This is a genomic window from Micromonospora endolithica (assembly GCF_003626595.1).
Taxonomy (GTDB): Bacteria; Actinomycetota; Actinomycetes; order Mycobacteriales; family Micromonosporaceae; genus Micromonospora; species Micromonospora endolithica.
Genome location: NZ_RBAK01000001.1, coordinates 704793 through 721807 on the forward strand (window position 1 = coordinate 704793; position 17015 = coordinate 721807).

Annotated in this window: 20 protein-coding genes; 3 read left to right on the forward strand and 17 right to left on the reverse strand. The window is 74.5% G+C overall.

Annotated elements, in window-relative coordinates:
- Window positions 1-2: 2 nt before the first annotated feature.
- The 3 genes from D7223_RS03085 to yczR are packed head-to-tail and all read right to left on the reverse strand — an operon-like array spanning window position 3 to window position 4169.
- Window positions 3-1316, reverse strand: a complete 1314-nt coding sequence (locus D7223_RS03085; RefSeq protein WP_238161519.1) for a low temperature requirement protein A — start codon at window positions 1314-1316, stop codon at window positions 3-5.
- Between the two features lie 40 nt (window positions 1317-1356).
- Window positions 1357-2655 carry a low temperature requirement protein A gene (locus D7223_RS03090; RefSeq protein WP_238161520.1) on the reverse strand — a complete coding sequence of 433 codons (1299 nt, stop codon included), beginning with the start codon at window positions 2653-2655 and terminating at the stop codon, window positions 1357-1359.
- Window positions 2656-2711: 56 nt separating this feature from the next.
- Window positions 2712-4169 (reverse strand): MocR-like transcription factor YczR, encoded by a 1458-nt coding sequence (gene yczR / locus D7223_RS03095; protein WP_120724529.1) that lies wholly within the window; start codon window positions 4167-4169, stop codon window positions 2712-2714.
- Window positions 4170-4226: 57 nt separating this feature from the next.
- Here yczR and yczE point away from each other — a divergent pair, with 57 nt between their 5' ends.
- Both yczE and D7223_RS03105 read left to right on the forward strand, forming a co-directional pair.
- The gene (gene yczE / locus D7223_RS03100) at window positions 4227-4880 is read left to right on the forward strand and encodes a membrane protein YczE (RefSeq protein WP_120725704.1); all 654 of its coding nucleotides are present in this window, start codon (window positions 4227-4229) and stop codon (window positions 4878-4880) included.
- A gap of 134 nt (window positions 4881-5014) precedes the next feature.
- Window positions 5015-5476: a hypothetical protein gene (locus tag D7223_RS03105; protein WP_120724531.1), complete on the forward strand. Its 462-nt coding sequence runs from the start codon at window positions 5015-5017 to the stop codon at window positions 5474-5476.
- A 159-nt stretch (window positions 5477-5635) separates the two neighbouring features.
- Here the strand turns inward: D7223_RS03105 and hisF are convergent, their stop codons facing one another.
- The 12 genes from hisF to hisD all read right to left on the reverse strand — a co-directional run bounded on the left by hisF (window position 5636) and on the right by hisD (window position 13868).
- Complete coding sequence (gene hisF, locus D7223_RS03110; protein ID WP_120724533.1) at window positions 5636-6403, reverse strand: imidazole glycerol phosphate synthase subunit HisF; 768 nt, start codon at window positions 6401-6403, stop codon at window positions 5636-5638.
- Window positions 6404-6514: 111 nt separating this feature from the next.
- On the reverse strand, window positions 6515-7519 hold the full coding sequence (locus tag D7223_RS03115; RefSeq protein WP_120725706.1) for an NADP-dependent oxidoreductase: 1005 nt from the start codon (window positions 7517-7519) through the stop codon (window positions 6515-6517).
- A 41-nt stretch (window positions 7520-7560) separates the two neighbouring features.
- Window positions 7561-7992 (reverse strand): organic hydroperoxide resistance protein, encoded by a 432-nt coding sequence (locus D7223_RS03120; RefSeq protein WP_120724535.1) that lies wholly within the window; start codon window positions 7990-7992, stop codon window positions 7561-7563.
- Between the two features lie 2 nt (window positions 7993-7994).
- Entirely contained in the window at window positions 7995-8468 is a 474-nt protein-coding gene (locus D7223_RS03125; protein WP_120725708.1) for a MarR family winged helix-turn-helix transcriptional regulator, read from the reverse strand.
- A gap of 82 nt (window positions 8469-8550) precedes the next feature.
- Window positions 8551-8940 carry a RidA family protein gene (locus tag D7223_RS03130; protein ID WP_120724537.1) on the reverse strand — a complete coding sequence of 130 codons (390 nt, stop codon included), beginning with the start codon at window positions 8938-8940 and terminating at the stop codon, window positions 8551-8553.
- A complete protein-coding gene (gene priA / locus D7223_RS03135) occupies window positions 8937-9662 on the reverse strand; it encodes a bifunctional 1-(5-phosphoribosyl)-5-((5-phosphoribosylamino)methylideneamino)imidazole-4-carboxamide isomerase/phosphoribosylanthranilate isomerase PriA (protein ID WP_120724539.1) in 726 nt (241 codons plus the stop codon). The genes D7223_RS03130 and priA overlap by 4 nt, the downstream gene beginning before the upstream one ends.
- Window positions 9663-9678: 16 nt before the next feature.
- Window positions 9679-9999, reverse strand: a complete 321-nt coding sequence (locus tag D7223_RS03140; RefSeq protein ID WP_120724541.1) for a hypothetical protein — start codon at window positions 9997-9999, stop codon at window positions 9679-9681.
- A 36-nt stretch (window positions 10000-10035) separates the two neighbouring features.
- Window positions 10036-10668 carry an imidazole glycerol phosphate synthase subunit HisH gene (gene hisH / locus D7223_RS03145; protein WP_120724543.1) on the reverse strand — a complete coding sequence of 211 codons (633 nt, stop codon included), beginning with the start codon at window positions 10666-10668 and terminating at the stop codon, window positions 10036-10038.
- Complete coding sequence (locus tag D7223_RS32955) at window positions 10665-10838, reverse strand: hypothetical protein (protein WP_186832182.1); 174 nt, start codon at window positions 10836-10838, stop codon at window positions 10665-10667. Before D7223_RS32955 ends, hisH begins: the two co-directional genes overlap by 4 nt.
- On the reverse strand, window positions 10838-11449 hold the full coding sequence (gene hisB, locus D7223_RS03150; RefSeq protein ID WP_120724545.1) for an imidazoleglycerol-phosphate dehydratase HisB: 612 nt from the start codon (window positions 11447-11449) through the stop codon (window positions 10838-10840). Before hisB ends, D7223_RS32955 begins: the two co-directional genes overlap by 1 nt.
- Window positions 11446-12549 carry a histidinol-phosphate transaminase gene (locus tag D7223_RS03155; protein WP_120724547.1) on the reverse strand — a complete coding sequence of 368 codons (1104 nt, stop codon included), beginning with the start codon at window positions 12547-12549 and terminating at the stop codon, window positions 11446-11448. Before D7223_RS03155 ends, hisB begins: the two co-directional genes overlap by 4 nt.
- The gene (gene hisD / locus D7223_RS03160) at window positions 12546-13868 is read right to left on the reverse strand and encodes a histidinol dehydrogenase (protein ID WP_120724549.1); all 1323 of its coding nucleotides are present in this window, start codon (window positions 13866-13868) and stop codon (window positions 12546-12548) included. Before hisD ends, D7223_RS03155 begins: the two co-directional genes overlap by 4 nt.
- Window positions 13869-13974: 106 nt before the next feature.
- Here hisD and D7223_RS03165 point away from each other — a divergent pair, with 106 nt between their 5' ends.
- Window positions 13975-14679: an LON peptidase substrate-binding domain-containing protein gene (locus D7223_RS03165; protein ID WP_120724551.1), complete on the forward strand. Its 705-nt coding sequence runs from the start codon at window positions 13975-13977 to the stop codon at window positions 14677-14679.
- On the opposite strand, the gene D7223_RS03170 is transcribed toward D7223_RS03165, so the two are convergent.
- On the reverse strand, window positions 14594-15388 hold the full coding sequence (locus tag D7223_RS03170; protein WP_120724553.1) for a DUF2567 domain-containing protein: 795 nt from the start codon (window positions 15386-15388) through the stop codon (window positions 14594-14596). The two genes, D7223_RS03165 and D7223_RS03170, sit on opposite strands and share 86 nt — an antisense overlap.
- Before the next feature lie 56 nt (window positions 15389-15444).
- Complete coding sequence (locus tag D7223_RS03175) at window positions 15445-16953, reverse strand: MinD/ParA family ATP-binding protein (protein WP_120724555.1); 1509 nt, start codon at window positions 16951-16953, stop codon at window positions 15445-15447.
- Between the last annotated feature and the right edge of the window lie 62 nt (window positions 16954-17015).

Consider the following 17015-nt stretch of genomic DNA (forward strand, 5'->3'; position numbering starts at 1 on the left):
CGTCATAGGTGTTCCCCGCGCCACCGGGTCTGGTCGACCTCACCCGCGAGCTGCTCCTCCAGCGCCACCTGCCGAACCTGCCGCCGACGGGGCGTGTCGACGACCGTCTGCGCCGCCGCCGCTGCCACCACCGAGACCGCGAGCACCCCGAGGGCGATCAGCTCCGGCAGCTGTCTGGCGACCGGCGCCAGCAGGACCACCGCCGCCACCGCCGCCACGGACGGCCAACGGACGGTCCGCAGCACCCGCCAGCCGAGGATTACCAGCGTGGCCAGGTAGACGGCCGCGCCGCCGTAGAGGACGAGGACCTCGAGGGTCTCGATCCGCTCACCCCACCGGGGGGTGAGCGGGTCGGCCGCCTCGGCCAGCTGGCCCTTGAGGCCGAGCGCGAACAGGATGACCCCGACGATCAGCGGCAGGTGCAGGTAGGTGTAGGCGTCGCGCGCCAGCCGGAGCCGGGCCGCCCGCTCCCGGGTACGGTGCAACGTCTGCTCCATGGCCAGGGCCAGCGTGTCGAAGTACGACCACCAGAACGCGGCGACCACCACGATGCCCAGCGTCCCGGCGAGGATCACCGGCCAGCTGAGCGGCAGGCCGGTGACGAATCCGGAGCCGGTGCCGAGGGCGATGATCGACTCGCCCAACGCGACGAGGATGATCAGGGCGTGCCGCTCGGCCAGGTGCCCGGCCGAGACCACCACCCAGCCGGTGCCCCACAACAGCAGGCCGACGCCGTACTCGACGGCCAGCGCCGCGATCCACAGCCCGAGCCGGACACCGATCTCCACCTGCCCGCCGGCGAACCGCTGCGGCGCCAGCGCGGCGGTGACGAGCAGCACGGTCGCCACCACGGGCGGCAACGCCAGCAGCAGCCAGCGGCGGCGCAGCCGCGGGTCGGCGCGCACCACCCACCCGAGGACGCCCACCTGGGCGGCGCGGACGACGAGGTAGCACGCGGCGAAGACCAGCGGGCCGGGGAGCCCGCCGGGCTGGTCGACGAAGGCCTGCGGCATGCCGACCGCCAGGACGAAGAGGGCGGCCGTGGTGAGGAACGCGACCAGCGGCAGCACGCCCTGGTCGGTGCGGACGACGTTGCCGAGCGCGGCGAACCCCGTCCAGCACCACCAGAGCAGGGCGAGCACCAGCAGACCCTGGACCAGGCCCCGGACGGTGGAGTTGTTGGCGGTCAGCGTGGTGACGGTGAGGAACGCGAAGACGAAGACCAGGTCGAAGTACAGTTCGAGCCGCGTCGTGCGGGATCCCGGCGCGCTCGGTCGGATCCGACGCGACCACCGTAGGTCCCCGGGGCCCTCCACCCCGGCAGTCTCCCAGGCCGCACCGCGCCGGCAGGTGGATTCACAGGTGCCGCCGCCGCCACCGGTTCGCCTCGGCCTCCAACGACTCCTGCTCCGACAGGGCCTTCTCGCGCACCCGAGCACGCATGTGCCGGGTCGACCGGAGCCGGACCAGCACCACCAGCCCCACCAGGCCGGTGAGCAGGCCCAGCGCGGTCAGGGTCGGCAGCAGGTACGCCAGCGGCGTACCTGCTGCCAGGAGAGCCGCGCCGCCCAGCGAGAGACCGTCGAGCCGCCGGAAGGTCCGCCACTCGATCGCCACCAGGGCCAGCAGGAAGACCACCACGCCGCCGTAGAGCACGAGCGGGTCCAGCCCGTCCAGGGTCTCCCGCGCGGCCCTGCCCGGGGTGGCGATCACCCCGGTGAGCAGCCGCTTCAGCCCCAGCGCCACCAGGATGACCCCGATGATGAGGGGAAGGTGCAGGTAGGTGTAGATGTCCCGGGCCAGCGGGATCCGCTCCGGCCCCCGCGTGCCGTGCAGCGCCTGCTCGACGGCGAACGCCAGCACGTCGAAGTAGAGCCACCAGAGCGTCGCGATGACCGCGATACCGAGCACCGCGGCGGCGATGACGGACACCGTGATCGGACGCCCGGCCCGGGTGGTCGTGCCGATGCCCAGGGCGATCACCGACTCGCCGAGGGCCACCAGCACGATCAGGGCGTGCCGCTCCGCCCAGTGACCCACCGAGCGCAGCCGCCAGCCGATGCGCCCGAGCAGCAGACCGAACCCGTACTCCAGCAGCAGAGCCACCGCCCAGAGCGCGAGTCGCACGTCCCGCTCGTGCTCGGGAACGAGGCGCTGCGGCAGGGTCGCCGCGGCCAGGATGATCAGCGCGCCACTCATGGTGGGAATGGTGAGCAGCACCGAACGCCGCACCGCCCCGCGTTCGGGCAGCGTGGTGCTCCAGAGGGCGGCCACCTTGACCACCCAGGTGACCAGGTAGGCGCACGCGAAGACGAGCGGCCCGGGCAGACCGCCGGGCTCGTCGTAGAACGCCACCGCCGTGGTGAGGGCGAGCACGAAGACCGCCGCCATGATCAGGAAGCCGATCACCGGCATGATCCCCTGGTCGGCCCGGACCACGTTGCCGACCGCGACGAAGCCGGTCCAGCACCACCAGAGCAGGGCCACCACCGCCAGCGACTCCAGCAGCGTACGGACGGTCAGGTTGGCCGCGGCCAGCGTGGTGACGTTGAAGAACGCGAAGACGAAGACGAGGTCGTAGAAGAGCTCCAGGCGGGTGACCCGGGTGCCCGGCCCGCCCCAGCTGATCAGTCGTGTCCTGGCGTCCCCTCCCACCTGGGCAGTGTCCCAGCCCGGACCCGGTCGCCCGGCGGCTTTCGGCACACCCCGGATCAGGCGATGACGGCCGGTTCCCGCCACCGGGGCCGGGCCGCCCGGTCCAGGTCGTAGCGGACCGCGGCGATCCGGCCGACCGCCTCCACCAGGTCGGCGGCGGGCAGCGTGAACGGCAGCCGCAGGAATCGCTCCAGGGTCCCGTCCAGGCCGAACCGGGGACCGGGCGCCAGGCGTACGCCGACCTCCTCGGCGGCGCGGGCGAGCGCGCTGGAGATCGGGCCGTCCAACTCCGCCCAGAGGGTCACGCCGCCGTGCGGCACCGCGACCCGCCAGTCCGGCAGGCGCTCGGCGAGCGCCGCGAGCAGCGCGTCCCGCTGCGCCGCGAGCTGGGTCCGCCGGGCCGCCACGATGGCCGGGGCGTCGGCCAGCAGGTGTACGGCGACGAGCTGGTCGAGCACCGGGCTGGACATGTCGACACCGACCCGGACGGCGGCGAGCCGTTGCACCTGCGGGGCGGAGGCCCGGATCCACCCGATCCGCAGCCCGCCCCAGAAGGGTTTGCTCATCCCGCCCACGGTGACCACCCGGGAGTGCCGGTCGAAGCCGGCGGTGGGCGGTGGCACCAGGGTGCCGTCCAGCGGCAGGTCCACGAACGACTCGTCGACGATCAGGTCGGTGCCGACCGCGTGGGCGGTGGCGACCACCCGTTCGCGCAGCTCGGCCGGCATCAGGTGGCCGGTCGGGTTCTGGAAGTCGGGGATCAGGTAGGCCAGCTTGGGGCGTACCTGGCGGAGACTTCCGAGCAGCAGGTCGGCGTCCCAGCCGGGCTCGGCGAGCGCCAGGCCGTGGGTGGTGATCCGGGCCCGCCGGGCGGCGAGGGCGGCCAGCGCGTTCGGATAGCTGGGCGCCTCCACCAGCACCGTCCCGCCGGGGCTGTGGGCCAGTCGCAGCACCAGGTCGAGGGCGTGCTGGGTGCCGTTGGTGACCATGATCTGCTCCGGCGAGGTGGGCAGACCCCGGTCGGCGTACGTCCGGGCCACCGCCTCCCGCAGCTCCAGGATCCCGGTCGGGTGGTAGCCGGCGCCGCCGAGGTAGCGCGGCAGGTCCTCGGCGGCGGCGCGGGCCGCGGGCAGCAGTTGCGCCGGGGCGGCGAGCGCGGCGACGCCGAGGTCGATCATGTCCCGGTCGTCGGAGGGGGTCCACAGGCCGGAGGTGGCCACCCGGTGGGTGCCGGGCAGCATCGTCCAGCTGCCCGCGCCCCGGCGGCTGGCCAGGTGGCCGCTCTCGCGCAGCTCCCGGTAGGCGGCGGTGACGGTGGTCCGGCTGATCGCGAGCGCCTCCGCCAGCTCGCGTTCGGCCGGCAGGCGTACGCCCAGGGGCAGCCGGCCGTCGGCGAGCAGGCCGCGGACGGCGCCGGCGAGCGCGGCGTAGTCCGGGCTGCGGCGGCGGCCCGGAAGGGCATGCCACTGCCCGAGCAGCCGGGCCAATTGCCCTCCGCGCACCTGGCTGGTCATGCCACTCCCCTGATATTGGCTCTCCCATCCCACCAATTGGTCCCTAGAGTGGCACGCGTGGCAGCAATTGGCAATCTCCGAAACCGGCCGGTCCGGCGGCTGACGCAGCTCTACGCCGGGCTGCTCCTCTACGGCGTCAGCATGGCCCTCATGATCCGTTCCGGCCTGGGCCTGAACCCGTGGGACGTCTTCCACGAGGGGGTGTCCGAGCGGACCGGCCTCTCCTTCGGCACGGTGACCATCGCCACCGGCGTCGCGGTGCTGCTGCTCTGGATACCGCTGCGGCAGCGGCCCGGCCTCGGCACGGTCAGCAACGTGGTGGTGATCGGGCTGGTGGTGGACGCCGCCCTGGCGCTGCTGCCCCCGGGGCTGCCGCTCGGTGTCCGGATCGCGCTGCTGGTCGCCGGGATCGTCGGCAACGGCGCGGCCACCGGGCTCTACCTCGGCGCGCGGCTCGGGCCGGGACCCCGCGACGGCCTGATGACCGGGTACGTGGCCCGCCGTCCCGGCCGCTCGATCCGGCTGGTCCGCACCGTCATCGAGATCGTCGTCCTGGTTCTCGGCGTGCTCCTCGGCGGAACCCTGGGCCTCGGAACCGTGGCCTACGCGCTGGCCATCGGGCCGCTGACGCATTTCTTCCTGCCCTTGTTCACCGTCCCGGCGCCGGCCACCCGCGCCGCCGTACGCCCCCGGCCGGTCGTCGCGGGCTGAGCGGCCGGGCGGGCCGCGGGGCGGTCCGGCCGCGGCCGGTCGCAAGAGGACGGACGGTACGCGGACCGTGGGCGGTGGGTGGCGACGGAGGCTCGGGTGTTCCCTTCCATCGCGGCGCCCGGCAGAATCGGCGCATGGGGGAGAACGGATGGCGGTGGACCGACGCCTGGATCTTCGTGTCGCTGGTGATCGCGAGCGGCGCCGGACGCCACCGCCGGGCCGCGTCCAGCCGGCGGCCCGAGGGCGTACGCCTCACCGACGTACTCTCCACCGCCGACCACCTCAACCAGGCGATCCCGGAGCGGCACGAGGTGGAGGTGGCGGTACGCCGGCTGGTCGGCGCCGGGCTGGTCAGCGTCTCCGACGGCTGGTTCCGGATCACCCCGGACGGTGAGCGGCTCTGGCGCACCCGCCCGAACGCCGGCCTGGCCACCACCGTGGACACCGTGCAGAGCGCGCTGACCCGCCGGCACACGCCGGGCAGCGCGGAGTGGCACCTCGACGAGGCCGACCACGCGGCGGCCGTCCAGGAGTACGCGGTGCGCTCGATCCCGACCCCCCGGCGCTCACCGGAGAACGGCCCGCGCACGGCCTGAGCCGCGTGCCCGGACCCGCTCGTCCGGCCGGGGATGCGACTGGCCGGACGGCGACGTGGCCCGGACGGAACACGGCCCAGACCGCGACCGGGCCAGATCGGGACGCAGCCCGGACAGAATGCGGCCCAGACCGCGACGTGGCGCTGGCGGCGGCGTCGGTCAGCGGACCGGGTGGCCCGCTCCGCGCAGCGCGTCCTTGACGTCGGCGACGGACAGCTCACCGAAGTGGAAGACGCTCGCCGCGAGCACCGCGTCCGCACCGGCGGCGATCGCCGGCGGGAAGTGGGCGACCTCCCCGGCGCCGCCGCTGGCCACCACCGGGACGTCCACCACCCGGCGCACCGCGCCGATCAGGTCGAGGTCGAAGCCGGCCTTGGTGCCGTCGGCGTCCATCGAGTTCAGCAGGATCTCCCCGGCGCCCAGTTCCGCGCCGCGTCGCGCCCATTCGACCGCGTCCAGGCCGGTGCCGCGCCGGCCACCGTGGGTGGTCACCTCGAAACCGCTTCCGGTGGTCCCGGCGGGCGCCCGGCGGACGTCCAGCGAGAGCACCAGCACCTGCCGGCCGAACCGGTCGGCGATCTCCGCGATCAGCTCGGGCCGGGCGATCGCCGCGGTGTTCACGCCGACCTTGTCGGCGCCGGCCCGCAGCAGGGTGTCGACGTCGGCGACCTGCCGGACGCCCCCGCCCACGGTCAGCGGGATGAAGACCGACTCGGCGGTACGGCGGACCACGTCGAGCATGGTCCCCCGGTCGCTGGAGGAGGCGGTCACGTCGAGGAAGGTCAGCTCGTCCGCGCCCGCCCGGTCGTACGCCGCGGCCAGCTCCACCGGGTCACCGGCGTCGCGCAGGTCGAGGAAGTTGACCCCCTTGACCACCCGCCCGGCGTCCACGTCCAGACACGGGATCACCCGTACCGCCACCGTCATGTCGTGAGCCTATCCAATCCCGGGACGACGGCCGCCGTCGCGCTGTCGTCGCTGTCGTCGTGTTAGGAAGGGGCCCTTCCTCTACCTGAGGCGTTAAGAAGGTGCCCTTCCTTACACTCGGACGAGCATCTTGCCGAGGTTCTCACCGCGCAGCAGGCCGAGGAACGCCTCGGGGGCGTTCTCGATGCCGTCGACGATCGTCTCGTCGTAGGAGACGCTGCCGTCGCGCAGCCAGCCCGCCATCTCCCGGACGAACGTCTGACGCAGCCCACCGTGGTCGTTGACCAGGAAGCCGCGCAGGGTCAGCCGCTTGCCGATGACCATCGCCAGGTTGCGTGGGGCGGCCGCCGGCTCGGTGTCGTTGTACTGGGCGATCATGCCGCAGATCGCGGCCCGGCCGTGCGGGCGCATCGACGAGATCGCCGCCTCCAGGTGGTCACCGCCGACGTTGTCGAAGTACACGTCGATCCCGTCCGGGGCGGCGGTCTTCAGCGACTGCCGGACCGGACCGTCGTGGTAGTCGAACGCGGCGTCGAAGCCCAGCGCCGTGAGCCGCTCGACCTTGGCCGCCGAGCCGGCGCTGCCGACCACGTGCGCGGCGCCCTTGAGCTTGGCGATCTGCCCGACCAGGCTGCCCACCGCCCCGGCGGCGGCGGAGACGAAGACGGTCTCCCCCGGCTTCATGCCGGCCACGTCGAGCAGCCCGGCGTACGCGGTGAGCCCGGTCATGCCCAGCACGCTCAGGTACGCGGTGACCGGTGCCAGCGTCGGGTCGACCTTGCGGGCGCCCTTCGCGTCGAGCAGCGCGTACTCCCGCCAGCCGAGGGCGTGCAGCACGATGTCCCCGGGGGCGAAGCCGTCGGCCTCGCTCGCCACCACCTCGCCGAGCGCGCCGCCGTCGAGCGGGGCGTCGAGGGCGAACGGCGGGGTGTACGACTTCACGTCGTTCATCCGGCCGCGCATGTACGGGTCGACCGACATGTACTGGTTGCGGACCACGAGCTGGCCCGGTCCGGGGGTCGGCACCGGCGTCTCGACGAGCCGGAAGTTGTCGGTGGTCGGCCAGCCCTGCGGGCGGGCGGCCAGGTGGATCTCACGGTTGACGCTCACGCTGATCGTCCTTTCGTCGCGGTCCGGGAGGGGTGGGGTCGCGGCGGTCAGGCCGCGAGTGCCTCGCGGACGGTCAGGACGACCTCGACGTTGCCCCGGGTGGCGTTGGAGTAGGGGCACACCTGGTGGGCCTGCTCGACGAGCTGCGTGGCGGCCGTGCGGGGCACCGCGGGCAGGTCGACCACGAGCGTCACGGCCAGCCCGAAGCCGCCGCTGCCGTTCGGGCCGATGCCCACCTCGGCCTCGACGACCGAACCGCTCACGTCGGCCTTGAGCTTGCGGCCGACGAGCCGCAGCGCCGAGTGGAAGCAGGCCGCGTAGCCGGCGGCGAAGAGCTGCTCCGGGTTGGCCGCGTCGCCGGCGCCACCCATCTCCTTCGGCACGGCCAGGTCGAGGTCGACGGTGCCGTCCGAGGTGCGGACGTGGCCGTCGCGGCCGTCGCCGGTGGCCCGGGCGGAGGCGGTGTAGAGCACCTGCATGGTCACTGCTCCTTCTGTCGGTGGATCGTGTCGGTGACCCGGGTCAGGGTGTCGCGCAGGGCGAACAGTTCGTCGGCGGTCAGCCCGGTCGCCCGGGCCACGCACGCCGGCACGTCGTCCATCCGCTCCCGCAGTTCCCGCCCCTGGGCGGTGAGGCCGATCTCCACCCGCCGCTCGTCGCGCGTGGAGCGCCGCCGGACCACCAGGCCCGCCGCCTCCAGCCGCTTGAGCAGCGGGGAGAGCGTGCCGGAGTCCAGCCGCAGCGCCGCGCCGAGCTCGGAGACGGTGGGACCGGCGTCGGCGTCCGGCGTCGACTCGGGTCCGGTGTCGCGCTGCCAGAGCACGAGCAGCACCAGGTACTGCGGGTAGGTCAGCCCGAACCCGTCGAGGATGGGCCGGTACACGTCGGTGAGGGCGCGCGACGCCGCGTAGAGCGCGAAGCACACCTGCCGGCGCAGCACCAGATCATCGGTCACCTCGGAACCGTAGCCCGCAATCAAGTTGTGCACAACTTATCCGTCCGGGCCGCACCGGCGACCCCGGCCCACCCGCGCCGCCTCAGTCGGTACCGAGATGGGCTTCCAGCTCGATCTCGACCAGGTGGTCGGGGTGCAGCAGGGCGGCCACCACCACCATGGTGGCCGCCGGACGGACCGCGCCGAGCACCGCGTTGTGCGCCCGGCCGACCTCGTCGGCGTAGGTGCGGTCGGTCACGTACATCCGGGTCCGGATCACGTCCCCGGGTGCCGCGCCGACCTCGGCCAGGGCGTCCAGGGCGATCCGCAACGCCTGGGCGGTCTGCGCCGCCGCGTCACCGACGTGGGTGACCACCCCGTCGACCGTGGACGTGCAGCCGGCCGTGACCACCCGGTCGCCGGCCCGGACCACCCGGGCGTAGCCGTACGCCGACTCCCAGGGCCCGCCGGAGCCGAGGCGCGTGACGGTCACGCGGCGGCCAGGACTTCCAGCGCCTGGGCGACGGTGAACGCGCCGGCGTAGAGCGCCTTGCCGGCGATCACACCCTCGACACCCGCCGACTCCAGCGACGACAGGGCCCGCAGGTCGTCCAGCGTGGACACGCCGCCGGAGGCGATCACCGGTGCGTCGGTCCGGGCGCAGACCTCACGCAGCAGATCCAGGTTCGGCCCGCGCATGGTGCCGTCCTTGGTGATGTCGGTGACCACGTACCGTGCCGCGCCGGCCTTGTCCAGCCGCTCCAGCACCTCCCACAGGTCCCCGCCGTCGCGGGTCCAGCCCCGCGCGGAGAGGGTACGACCGCGCACGTCCAGCCCGATCGCGACGCGGTCGCCGTACTCGCCGCAGATCCGGTCACACCAGACCGGGTCCTCCAGCGCGGCGGTGCCGATGTTCACCCGGGCGGCACCGGTGCCGAGGGCGGCGTGCAGCGACTCGTCGTCGCGGATGCCACCGGACAGCTCCACCTTGACGTCGAGTTGCCGCACCACCTCGGCGAGCAGGTGCGCGTTGGTGCCCCGACCGAAGGCCGCGTCCAGGTCGACCAGGTGGATCCACTCGGCGCCGTCCCGCTGCCAGGCCAGGGCGGCCTCCAGCGGGTCGCCGTAGGTGGTCTCGCTGCCGGCAGCACCCTGGACGAGGCGGACGGCCTGCCCGTCGGCGACGTCCACAGCGGGCAACAGGGTCAGCGTCACGTGTCTTCTCCTCGGTTCAACGTCGGTCCAGGGCGATCACGACGATCGCCGGCAGTACGAGCAGCAGCAACGCGATCAGGCCGATCCGCAGCCCCAGGTCGGGCACCAGCGACCAGATCAGGAACACCGCCACCAGGGTCAGCAGCACGATCACGGCGCGCTCGCCGCGACTGTGCCGGTACAGCCGGCCGGTCCGACCGCGCCGCAGGTTCGGCGTCAGCCGGCGGACCAGCGACCGGCGGCGGGCCCGACGGGCCACCTGCCGGTCACGCACCACCCGCTCCCGGGCCGCCTCGGCCTGTCGCGCCGCCCGCCGGCGGGCCCGCTCCTTGCTCACCGCGCCCCTCCGGAGGGTACGCGGGCGCCGACGCGCTCAGTCACCGGTCGGCAGGGTGGCCAGCCAGTTGCCCAGCAACGCGGCACCGGTGTCGGCGGACTTCTCCGGGTGGAACTGCGCGGCCGACAGCGATCCCCGCTCCACGGCGGCGACGAAGTCGGCCCCGTGGTGGGCCACGGTCACCCGGGCGCCGGCGGCGCTCAGCCCGGCCACGTCGTTGACCGCGTACGAGTGCACGAAGTAGAAGCGGCTGTCGGCGGGCAGGCCGGCGAACAGCACCGACCCCGGCGCCGTGCGCACGGTGTTCCAGCCCATGTGCGGCAGCCGCTCGGCGGGCAGCTTCGTCACCCCGCCGGGCAGCAGCCCGAGCCCCTTCGTCACCACGCCGTGCTCGTCGCCGTGCTCGAAGAGCACCTGCATGCCCACGCAGATGCCGAGCACCGGGCGACCGGCGGCGACCCGCTCGGCGATGACCGGGCCGGCGCCGAGCGCCTCGATGCCGGCCATGCACGCGGCGTACGCCCCGACGCCCGGCACCACCAGGCCGTCGGCGTCCGCGGCGGCGGCCAGGTCGTCGGTGACCGTCACATCGGCCCCGGCGGCCTCCAGCGCCCGCTCCGCCGAGCGCAGGTTGCCCGACCCGTAGTCCAGCACCACCACCCGACTCATGACCCCTCCCCCGGGAACAACCACAACAGGCCGCCGACCGTGGCCAGCGCGGCGAGCAGCCCGGTCACCACCACCGCGCCGCGCGGGGCGCCCTGGCGGTGCAGCGACCAGGCACCGCCGACCAGGACGCCGGCCAGGATCAGCAGCAGCGTCGGCAGCGCCGCGCCCATCAGAGGGCGCCCTTCGTGCTGGGCACCACGCCCGCGTTGCGCTCGTCCAGGGCGGTCGCCTCGCGCAGCGCCCGGGAGACCGCCTTGAACTGGGCCTCCACCACGTGGTGCGCGTCCGGGTGGCCGCCGGGCCGGGCCGCCCGCAGCACGTCCACGTGCAGGGTGATCCGGGCCGACTGGCCGAACGACTCCCAGATGTGCCGGGTCATGCTGGTCGGGTAGACCGGCCCGATGTACGGGGCGAGCACCGGCTCGTCGTGCACCACGTACGGGCGGCCGGACAGGTCGACCGCGGCCCGGACCAGCACCTCGTCCATCGGGACGGTCGCCGAGCCGTACCGCCGGATGCCGGCCTTGTCCCCCAGCGCCTGGTCGAACGCGGCGCCCAGGGCGAGCGCGGTGTCCTCCATCGTGTGGTGGGCGTCGATCTCCAGGTCACCCTCGGTGCGGACGGTCAGGTCGAAGCCGCCGTGCCGGGCGATCTGGTGCAGCATGTGGTCGTAGAAACCGACCCCGGTGCTGATCTCGGCGGCGCCGGTACCGTCCAGGTCGATCTCGACCAGGACGCTGGTCTCCTTGGTGATCCGCTCGATCCGGCCGGTGCGGCTCATGAAACTCTCTCCATCGCGGTCAGGAAGGCGTCGGTCTCGGTGGGGGTGCCGGCGGTGACCCGCAACCAGCCGGGCAGTCCGACGTCACGGACCAGCACCCCGGCCTCCAGCAGAGTGCGCCAGGCGGCGGCCTGGTCGACGGCTCCGGGGCTCGGCGCGGCGTCGGACGCGCCGACGGCGAACAGCACGAAGTTGGCGTCGCTGTCGGCCACCCGGTGCCCCCGGGCGCGCAGCTCGGCGACGATCCGGTCCCGCTGCTCCATGATCGCCGTCACGGTGCCGAGCAGGGCGTCGCGGTGCGCGAGCGCCGCGCGGGCGGCGGCCTGGGTGAGCGCCGAGAGGTGGTACGGCAGGCGGACGAGCTGCACCGCCGCCACCACCGCCGGGTCGGCGGCCAGGTAGCCGAGCCGGCCGCCGGCGAAGCCGAACGCCTTGCTCATGGTGCGGGTGACCACCAGCCGCGGGTGGCCGGGCAGCACCGCCAGGGCGCTGACCGTGCCGGGCCGGGCGAACTCGGCGTACGCCTCGTCGACGACCACCATGCCGGGCGCGGCGTCCAGCACCGCGGCGACCACCGCCGGGTCCAGCGCGGTGCCGGTGGGGTTGTTCGGCGAGCAGAGGAACACCACGTCCGGCCGGTGCTCGCGGACCTGCGCCACCGCCTCGTCGGCGGTCAGCCCGAAGTCCACCCCGCGCGCCGCCGGGATCCACCGGGTGCCGGTGCCGAGGGCGAGCAGCGGGTGCATCGAGTACGCCGGCACGAAGCCCAGCGCCGAGCGGCCCGGCCCACCGAAGGCCTGGAGCAGCTGCTGCTGGATCTCGTTGGAGCCGTTGGCCGCCCAGACGTGGTCGACGGTCAGTCCGTGGCCGAGGTAGCCGGCCAGGTCGGCGCGCAGCGCCACGGCGTCCCGGTCCGGGTAGCGGTTCAGGTCGCGCAGCTCGGCCGCGAGCGCCTTGCCGATCGCCTCGACCACCGGCTCCGGCACCGGGTAGGAGTTCTCGTTGGTGTTCAGCCGCACCGGCACGTCCAGCTGCGGCGCGCCGTACGGCGTGCGGCCGCGCAGGTCGTCGCGGATCGGCAGGTCGTCCAGCGTCGTCACGACACGCCACCGGGGAAGCGGACGCTGACCGCCTGACCGTGCGCCGGCAGGTCCTCCACCCCGGCCAGGGTCACCACGTGCGGCGCGACGTCGCGCAGCGCCTCCCGCGTGTATTCCACCAGGTGCACCCCGCGCAGGAAGGACTGCACGGACAGCCCCGAGGAGTGCCGGGCGCAGCCGCCGGTGGGCAGCACGTGGTTGGAGCCGGCGCAGTAGTCGCCGAGCGACACCGGCGACCAGGCGCCCACGAAGATCGCCCCGGCGTTGCGCACCCGCAGGGCCCACTCGCGGGCGTTCTCGGTCTGGATCTCCAGGTGCTCGGCCGCGTACGCGTCGACCACCCGCAGGCCGTCGGTCAGGTCGTCGACGAGCACCGCGCCGCTCTGCTCGCCGGTGAGCGCGGTGGTCACCCGCTGGACGTGCTTGGTGGCCGGCACCTGCCGGGCGAGTTCCCGCTCGACGGCGTCGACCAGCTCCACCGACGGGGTGACCAGCACGCTGGCGGCCAGCGGATCGTGCTCGGCCTGACTGATCAGGTCGGCCGCCACGTGCGCCGGGTCGGCGGTCGCGTCGGCCAGGATGGCGATCTCGGTCGGGCCGGCCTCGGCGTCGATGCCCACCACACCGCGCAGCAGTCGCTTGGCGGCGGTCACCCAGATGTTGCCCGGGCCGGTGATCATGTCGACCGGCTCGCAGTGCGCGGTGCCCTCGGCGTCCACCGCCGCGCCGTACGCCAGCATCGCCACCGCCTGGGCGCCGCCGACGGCGTAGACCTCGTCGACGCCGAGCAGCGCGCACGCGGCGAGGACCCGGGCGTCGGGCAGGCCGCCGTTGTCCTGCTGCGGCGGGCTGGCCACGACCAGCGAGCGCACCCCGGCCGCCTGGGCGGGCACCACGTTCATCACCACGGTCGACGGGTACATCGCCAGGCCGCCGGGCACGTAGAGGCCGACCCGGTCGACCGGCACCCAACGCTCGGTGACCGTGCCGCCGGGGACGACCGTGGTGGTGTGGTCGGTGCGCCGCTGGTCGTCGTGCACCCGGCGGGCCCGGGCGATCGACTCCAGCAACGCGGCGCGCACGTCCTCGTCGAGGGTGCCCTCCGCCTCGGCGATCGCCTCCGCGGGCACCCGCAGCACCGCCGGGGAGATGCCGTCGAACCGCTCGCTCGCCTCGCGGATCGCCGGGTAGCCATGCTCCCGCACCGCCTCGACGAGCGGGCGGATGCGCTCGACCGCCACGGAGACGTCGAGTTGGGCACGGGGCAGCAGGCGGCGCGGGTCACGGACACCACCGCGCAGGTCGATCCGATTCAACACTCTTGCGAGTCTAGGCGGCCGGTCCGGGCCGGCCCGGGCCGCCCGCCCGCCGGGACGGGTGAGCCGGGACACGCCACCGTTCGGGGATCGGACTAGGCTCGGCGGTGTGACTGCGCGGCTGCCGGTGTTTCCGCTCGGGACGGTGCTCTTCCCCGGCCTGGTGTTGCCGCTGCACATCTTCGAGGAGCGCTACCGCGCGCTGGTGCGGCACCTGGTCGACCTGCCCGCCGGCCGCCCCCGCGAGTTCGGCGTGGTGGCGATCCGGGCCGGTTGGGAGGTCGCCACGACCGCCCCGGACGGGCGTCCGGTGCCCGGCGGCGGGGACGTCGCCCTGCACGAGGTGGGCTGCACCGCCGAGCTGCGGCAGGTGACCGAGCTGGCCGACGGGGGCTACGACATCGTCACGGTGGGACGGCGGCGCTTCCGGGTCACCGACGTCGACGCCGACGCCGCGCCCTACCTGACCGCCGACGTGCAGTGGCTGCCGGAGCCGACCGCGCCGGACGAGGCCACCGACCTGCTGGCCGCCCGGGTGATCTCGGTCTTCCGGCAATACCTGGGCCTGATCCGCGCCGACGAGGAGCAGCTCTCCGAGCAACTGCCGGAGGACCCGACGGTGCTGTCCCACCTGGTCGCCGCCACGGCGGCGCTGACCGTGGCCGACCGGCAACGCCTGCTGACCATCGACGACACCGCCGCCCGGCTGCGGGCCGAGCTGCGGCTGCTCAACCGCGAGTCGACCCTGCTGCGCCAGGTGCGGGCGGTTCCGGTGCCGCTGGCGGAGCTGGCGTCGCCGCCGACCCCCAACTGAGGGCGCCGGGCTCCGGCTCCGGCCGCAGCGACGGCCAGCGGGACCAGCCGGCCAGCAGGGTGTAGGTGACGGCCGCGCCGAACGCGGGCAGCAGCAGGTTGCCGTGCGGCACCGGCAGGACGCCGAGCACCAGGTCGACACCGCCGGCACGCAGGTCCACCGGCTTGCCGAAGGCCTGCCCGTCCGGGGCGGTCGCCAGCAGCCGCTGGTAGGTGTCCAGCCCGATCCGGCGGCCCACCTGCCAGGCGACCACCGCCGCCCCGAACGCCCCGAGCGCGGCGGCGGCCAGCCCGACCGGCCCGCGCAGGCGACGCAGCGCGAACCACAACCCGAGCGCGACGAGCACGCCGAAGCCCAGGCCGAGCAGGCTGAACCACCCGTCGGCGGCGATCGGCTGCTCCGGCTGCGGCTCGGCGTAGACGGCACCCTCGGCGACCTTGCGTACCGGCGTGTCCGGTGCCAGTGCCGTCCAGAGCAGCCCGAGCGGCACCCCCAGCACCGTCACCACCAGCGCCGCGAGCGCCGCTCGCCGCAGCGCCCGGCCCCGGGGCAGCTCCGGCTCGACGGGGACCGGCGGGCCCGGGTCGTACCACGTCCCGGGGAAGGACTCCGGGTGGGCCGCGCCCGGTTCCGCGGCGACCGGCGGGGTCGGGGCCTGCCGGTCGCCGACGGGACGGTCGCGGTCGGGTTCAGGGGTGTCCGGGCTCACCCGGTGATCCTCTCAGGCCGCCCGGGTGTCCGGGTGTCCGAGGGCGACGCTTCCGCTCACCGGGCGAACGGCTCCAGCATGACCGCCGCCGCCTTCAGCCACGCCTGCCGGGTCTCCGCCTGCAACTGCGGGTACTCGATCGACGAGCCGGTCTCCAGCGCCGGGTCGTACGGCACCACGGCGACCGCCCGGGTACGCGTGGCGAAGTGCCGCTCCAGGTCGTCCTGCAACGACGACCGACCCGGCGTGGGGCAGGAGATCAGGGTGACCGCGTTGTCGGCCAGCTCACCCATCCCCACCTCGTGCAGCAGGTCCAGCATCCAGTCCGCGCTGAACGCGGCGTCCTCCCGGGGCACGGTGGTGACCACCAGTTGGTCGGCGGCCTGCATCACGGTCCGCCAGTTGGCGCTCTCCACGTTGTTGCCGGTGTCCACGCAGACCACGTCGTGGGTGCGCCGCAGCAGCTCCAGCACCCGGCGGACGGTGAACTGGTCCAGCCGCTGGGCGAAGCGGGGGCTCTCCTCGCCGGCCAGCACGTCGTACGAGCCGTCGGAGGCGTGCCGGAGGTAGTCGTCGAGGTGCTCCAGCAGCTCGGCACCCTCCTTGATCTCGATGTGCGCGAGGTCGCTGATCAGGTGCCGGATGGTGCGGGCGTGCCGGGCGCTGCCGGCGCGCAGCCCCAGCGTGCCGCGCAACTCGTTGTCGTCCCAGGCCAGCACGCCCCGCCCACGAACACTGCCCACGGTCGCCGCGGCCAGCACCGTGGCGGTGGTCTTGTGCACCCCGCCCTTGGGGTTGGCGAAGGCGAGCACCCGGGGGGTGCCCAGGTCACGCCGGAGCACGCCGGTGGCCCGTTCCAGCTCCGGGTCGACCGCCGGTGGCCGCCACTCGACCCGCGCCCGGTAACCGCGCTCGGGCAGCGCCGGCGGCGCGACCGGCGGGGCGACCGGCGGGACCGGTGCCGGTCGGGCCGGCGGGGCGTACGCCTGCTCGGCCCGGTAGCCGCCGTCCAGCAGGTGACGCGACTCGGCCGGGTTCGGCGAGGCGTGCCGGTAGCCGTTGTCGAGCAGCGCGTAGCGGGACTCCACCGGCGGCGGCTCCGGCTCGGGATACGTCGGTGCCGGGCGGTAGTCACCGGGCGAGCGGTAGGCCGGCTCGACCGCCGGATCGGCCCGGTACGCCGGCTCGACCCGGTAGGTCCCCTCGGCCCGGTAGGCCGCGTCGGCGCGCCGGCCGAACTCCGCCCCGTACGACGACGGCGCGGGGTCGGCGTACGACGGTGGGGGTGGCTCGTGGCCCTGCGACCGGGCCCGCCGGCCGTAGGTCGGCTCGGCCGGGTCCGCGCCGTACGACAGCTCGGCCGGATGGCCGACCGCCGGCGCCCGCCCGGCGTAGCCGTTGCCCGACCCACGCCGGGGCAGCGGGTCCGGTGGCGCCTGCTCGGTCCGTCGGTCGTCCTCCGCCTGCTCTGCGGAGCGACCGCCGAGCCGGGCCCGGTCGAGCAGCGCCCGCCACCGCGGTGCTGGTTCGGCCGGCCGCCCCCAGCCGGTCTCGCTGCCGTCCACGGCTCGCCTCCCCAGCGCTCGCCCGTCTCCGCTGACAGGCTACGAACGAAAACCCGTTCGGA

Excerpts from the sequence above, each read along its gene's own strand:
- D7223_RS03105 (WP_120724531.1), top strand. The coding sequence starts at position 5,015 with ATGGGGGAGAACGGATGGCGGTGGACCGACGCCTGGATCTTCGTGTCG.
- D7223_RS32955 (WP_186832182.1), bottom strand. The coding sequence starts at position 10,838 with ATGGGCGCGGCGCTGCCGACGCTGCTGCTGATCCTGGCCGGCGTCCTG.
- hisH (WP_120724543.1), bottom strand. The coding sequence starts at position 10,668 with ATGAGTCGGGTGGTGGTGCTGGACTACGGGTCGGGCAACCTGCGCTCG.
- hisF (WP_120724533.1), bottom strand. The coding sequence starts at position 6,403 with ATGACGGTGGCGGTACGGGTGATCCCGTGTCTGGACGTGGACGCCGGG.
- yczR (WP_120724529.1), bottom strand. The coding sequence starts at position 4,169 with ATGACCAGCCAGGTGCGCGGAGGGCAATTGGCCCGGCTGCTCGGGCAG.
- hisB (WP_120724545.1), bottom strand. The coding sequence starts at position 11,449 with ATGAGCCGCACCGGCCGGATCGAGCGGATCACCAAGGAGACCAGCGTC.
- D7223_RS03120 (WP_120724535.1), bottom strand. The coding sequence starts at position 7,992 with ATGCAGGTGCTCTACACCGCCTCCGCCCGGGCCACCGGCGACGGCCGC.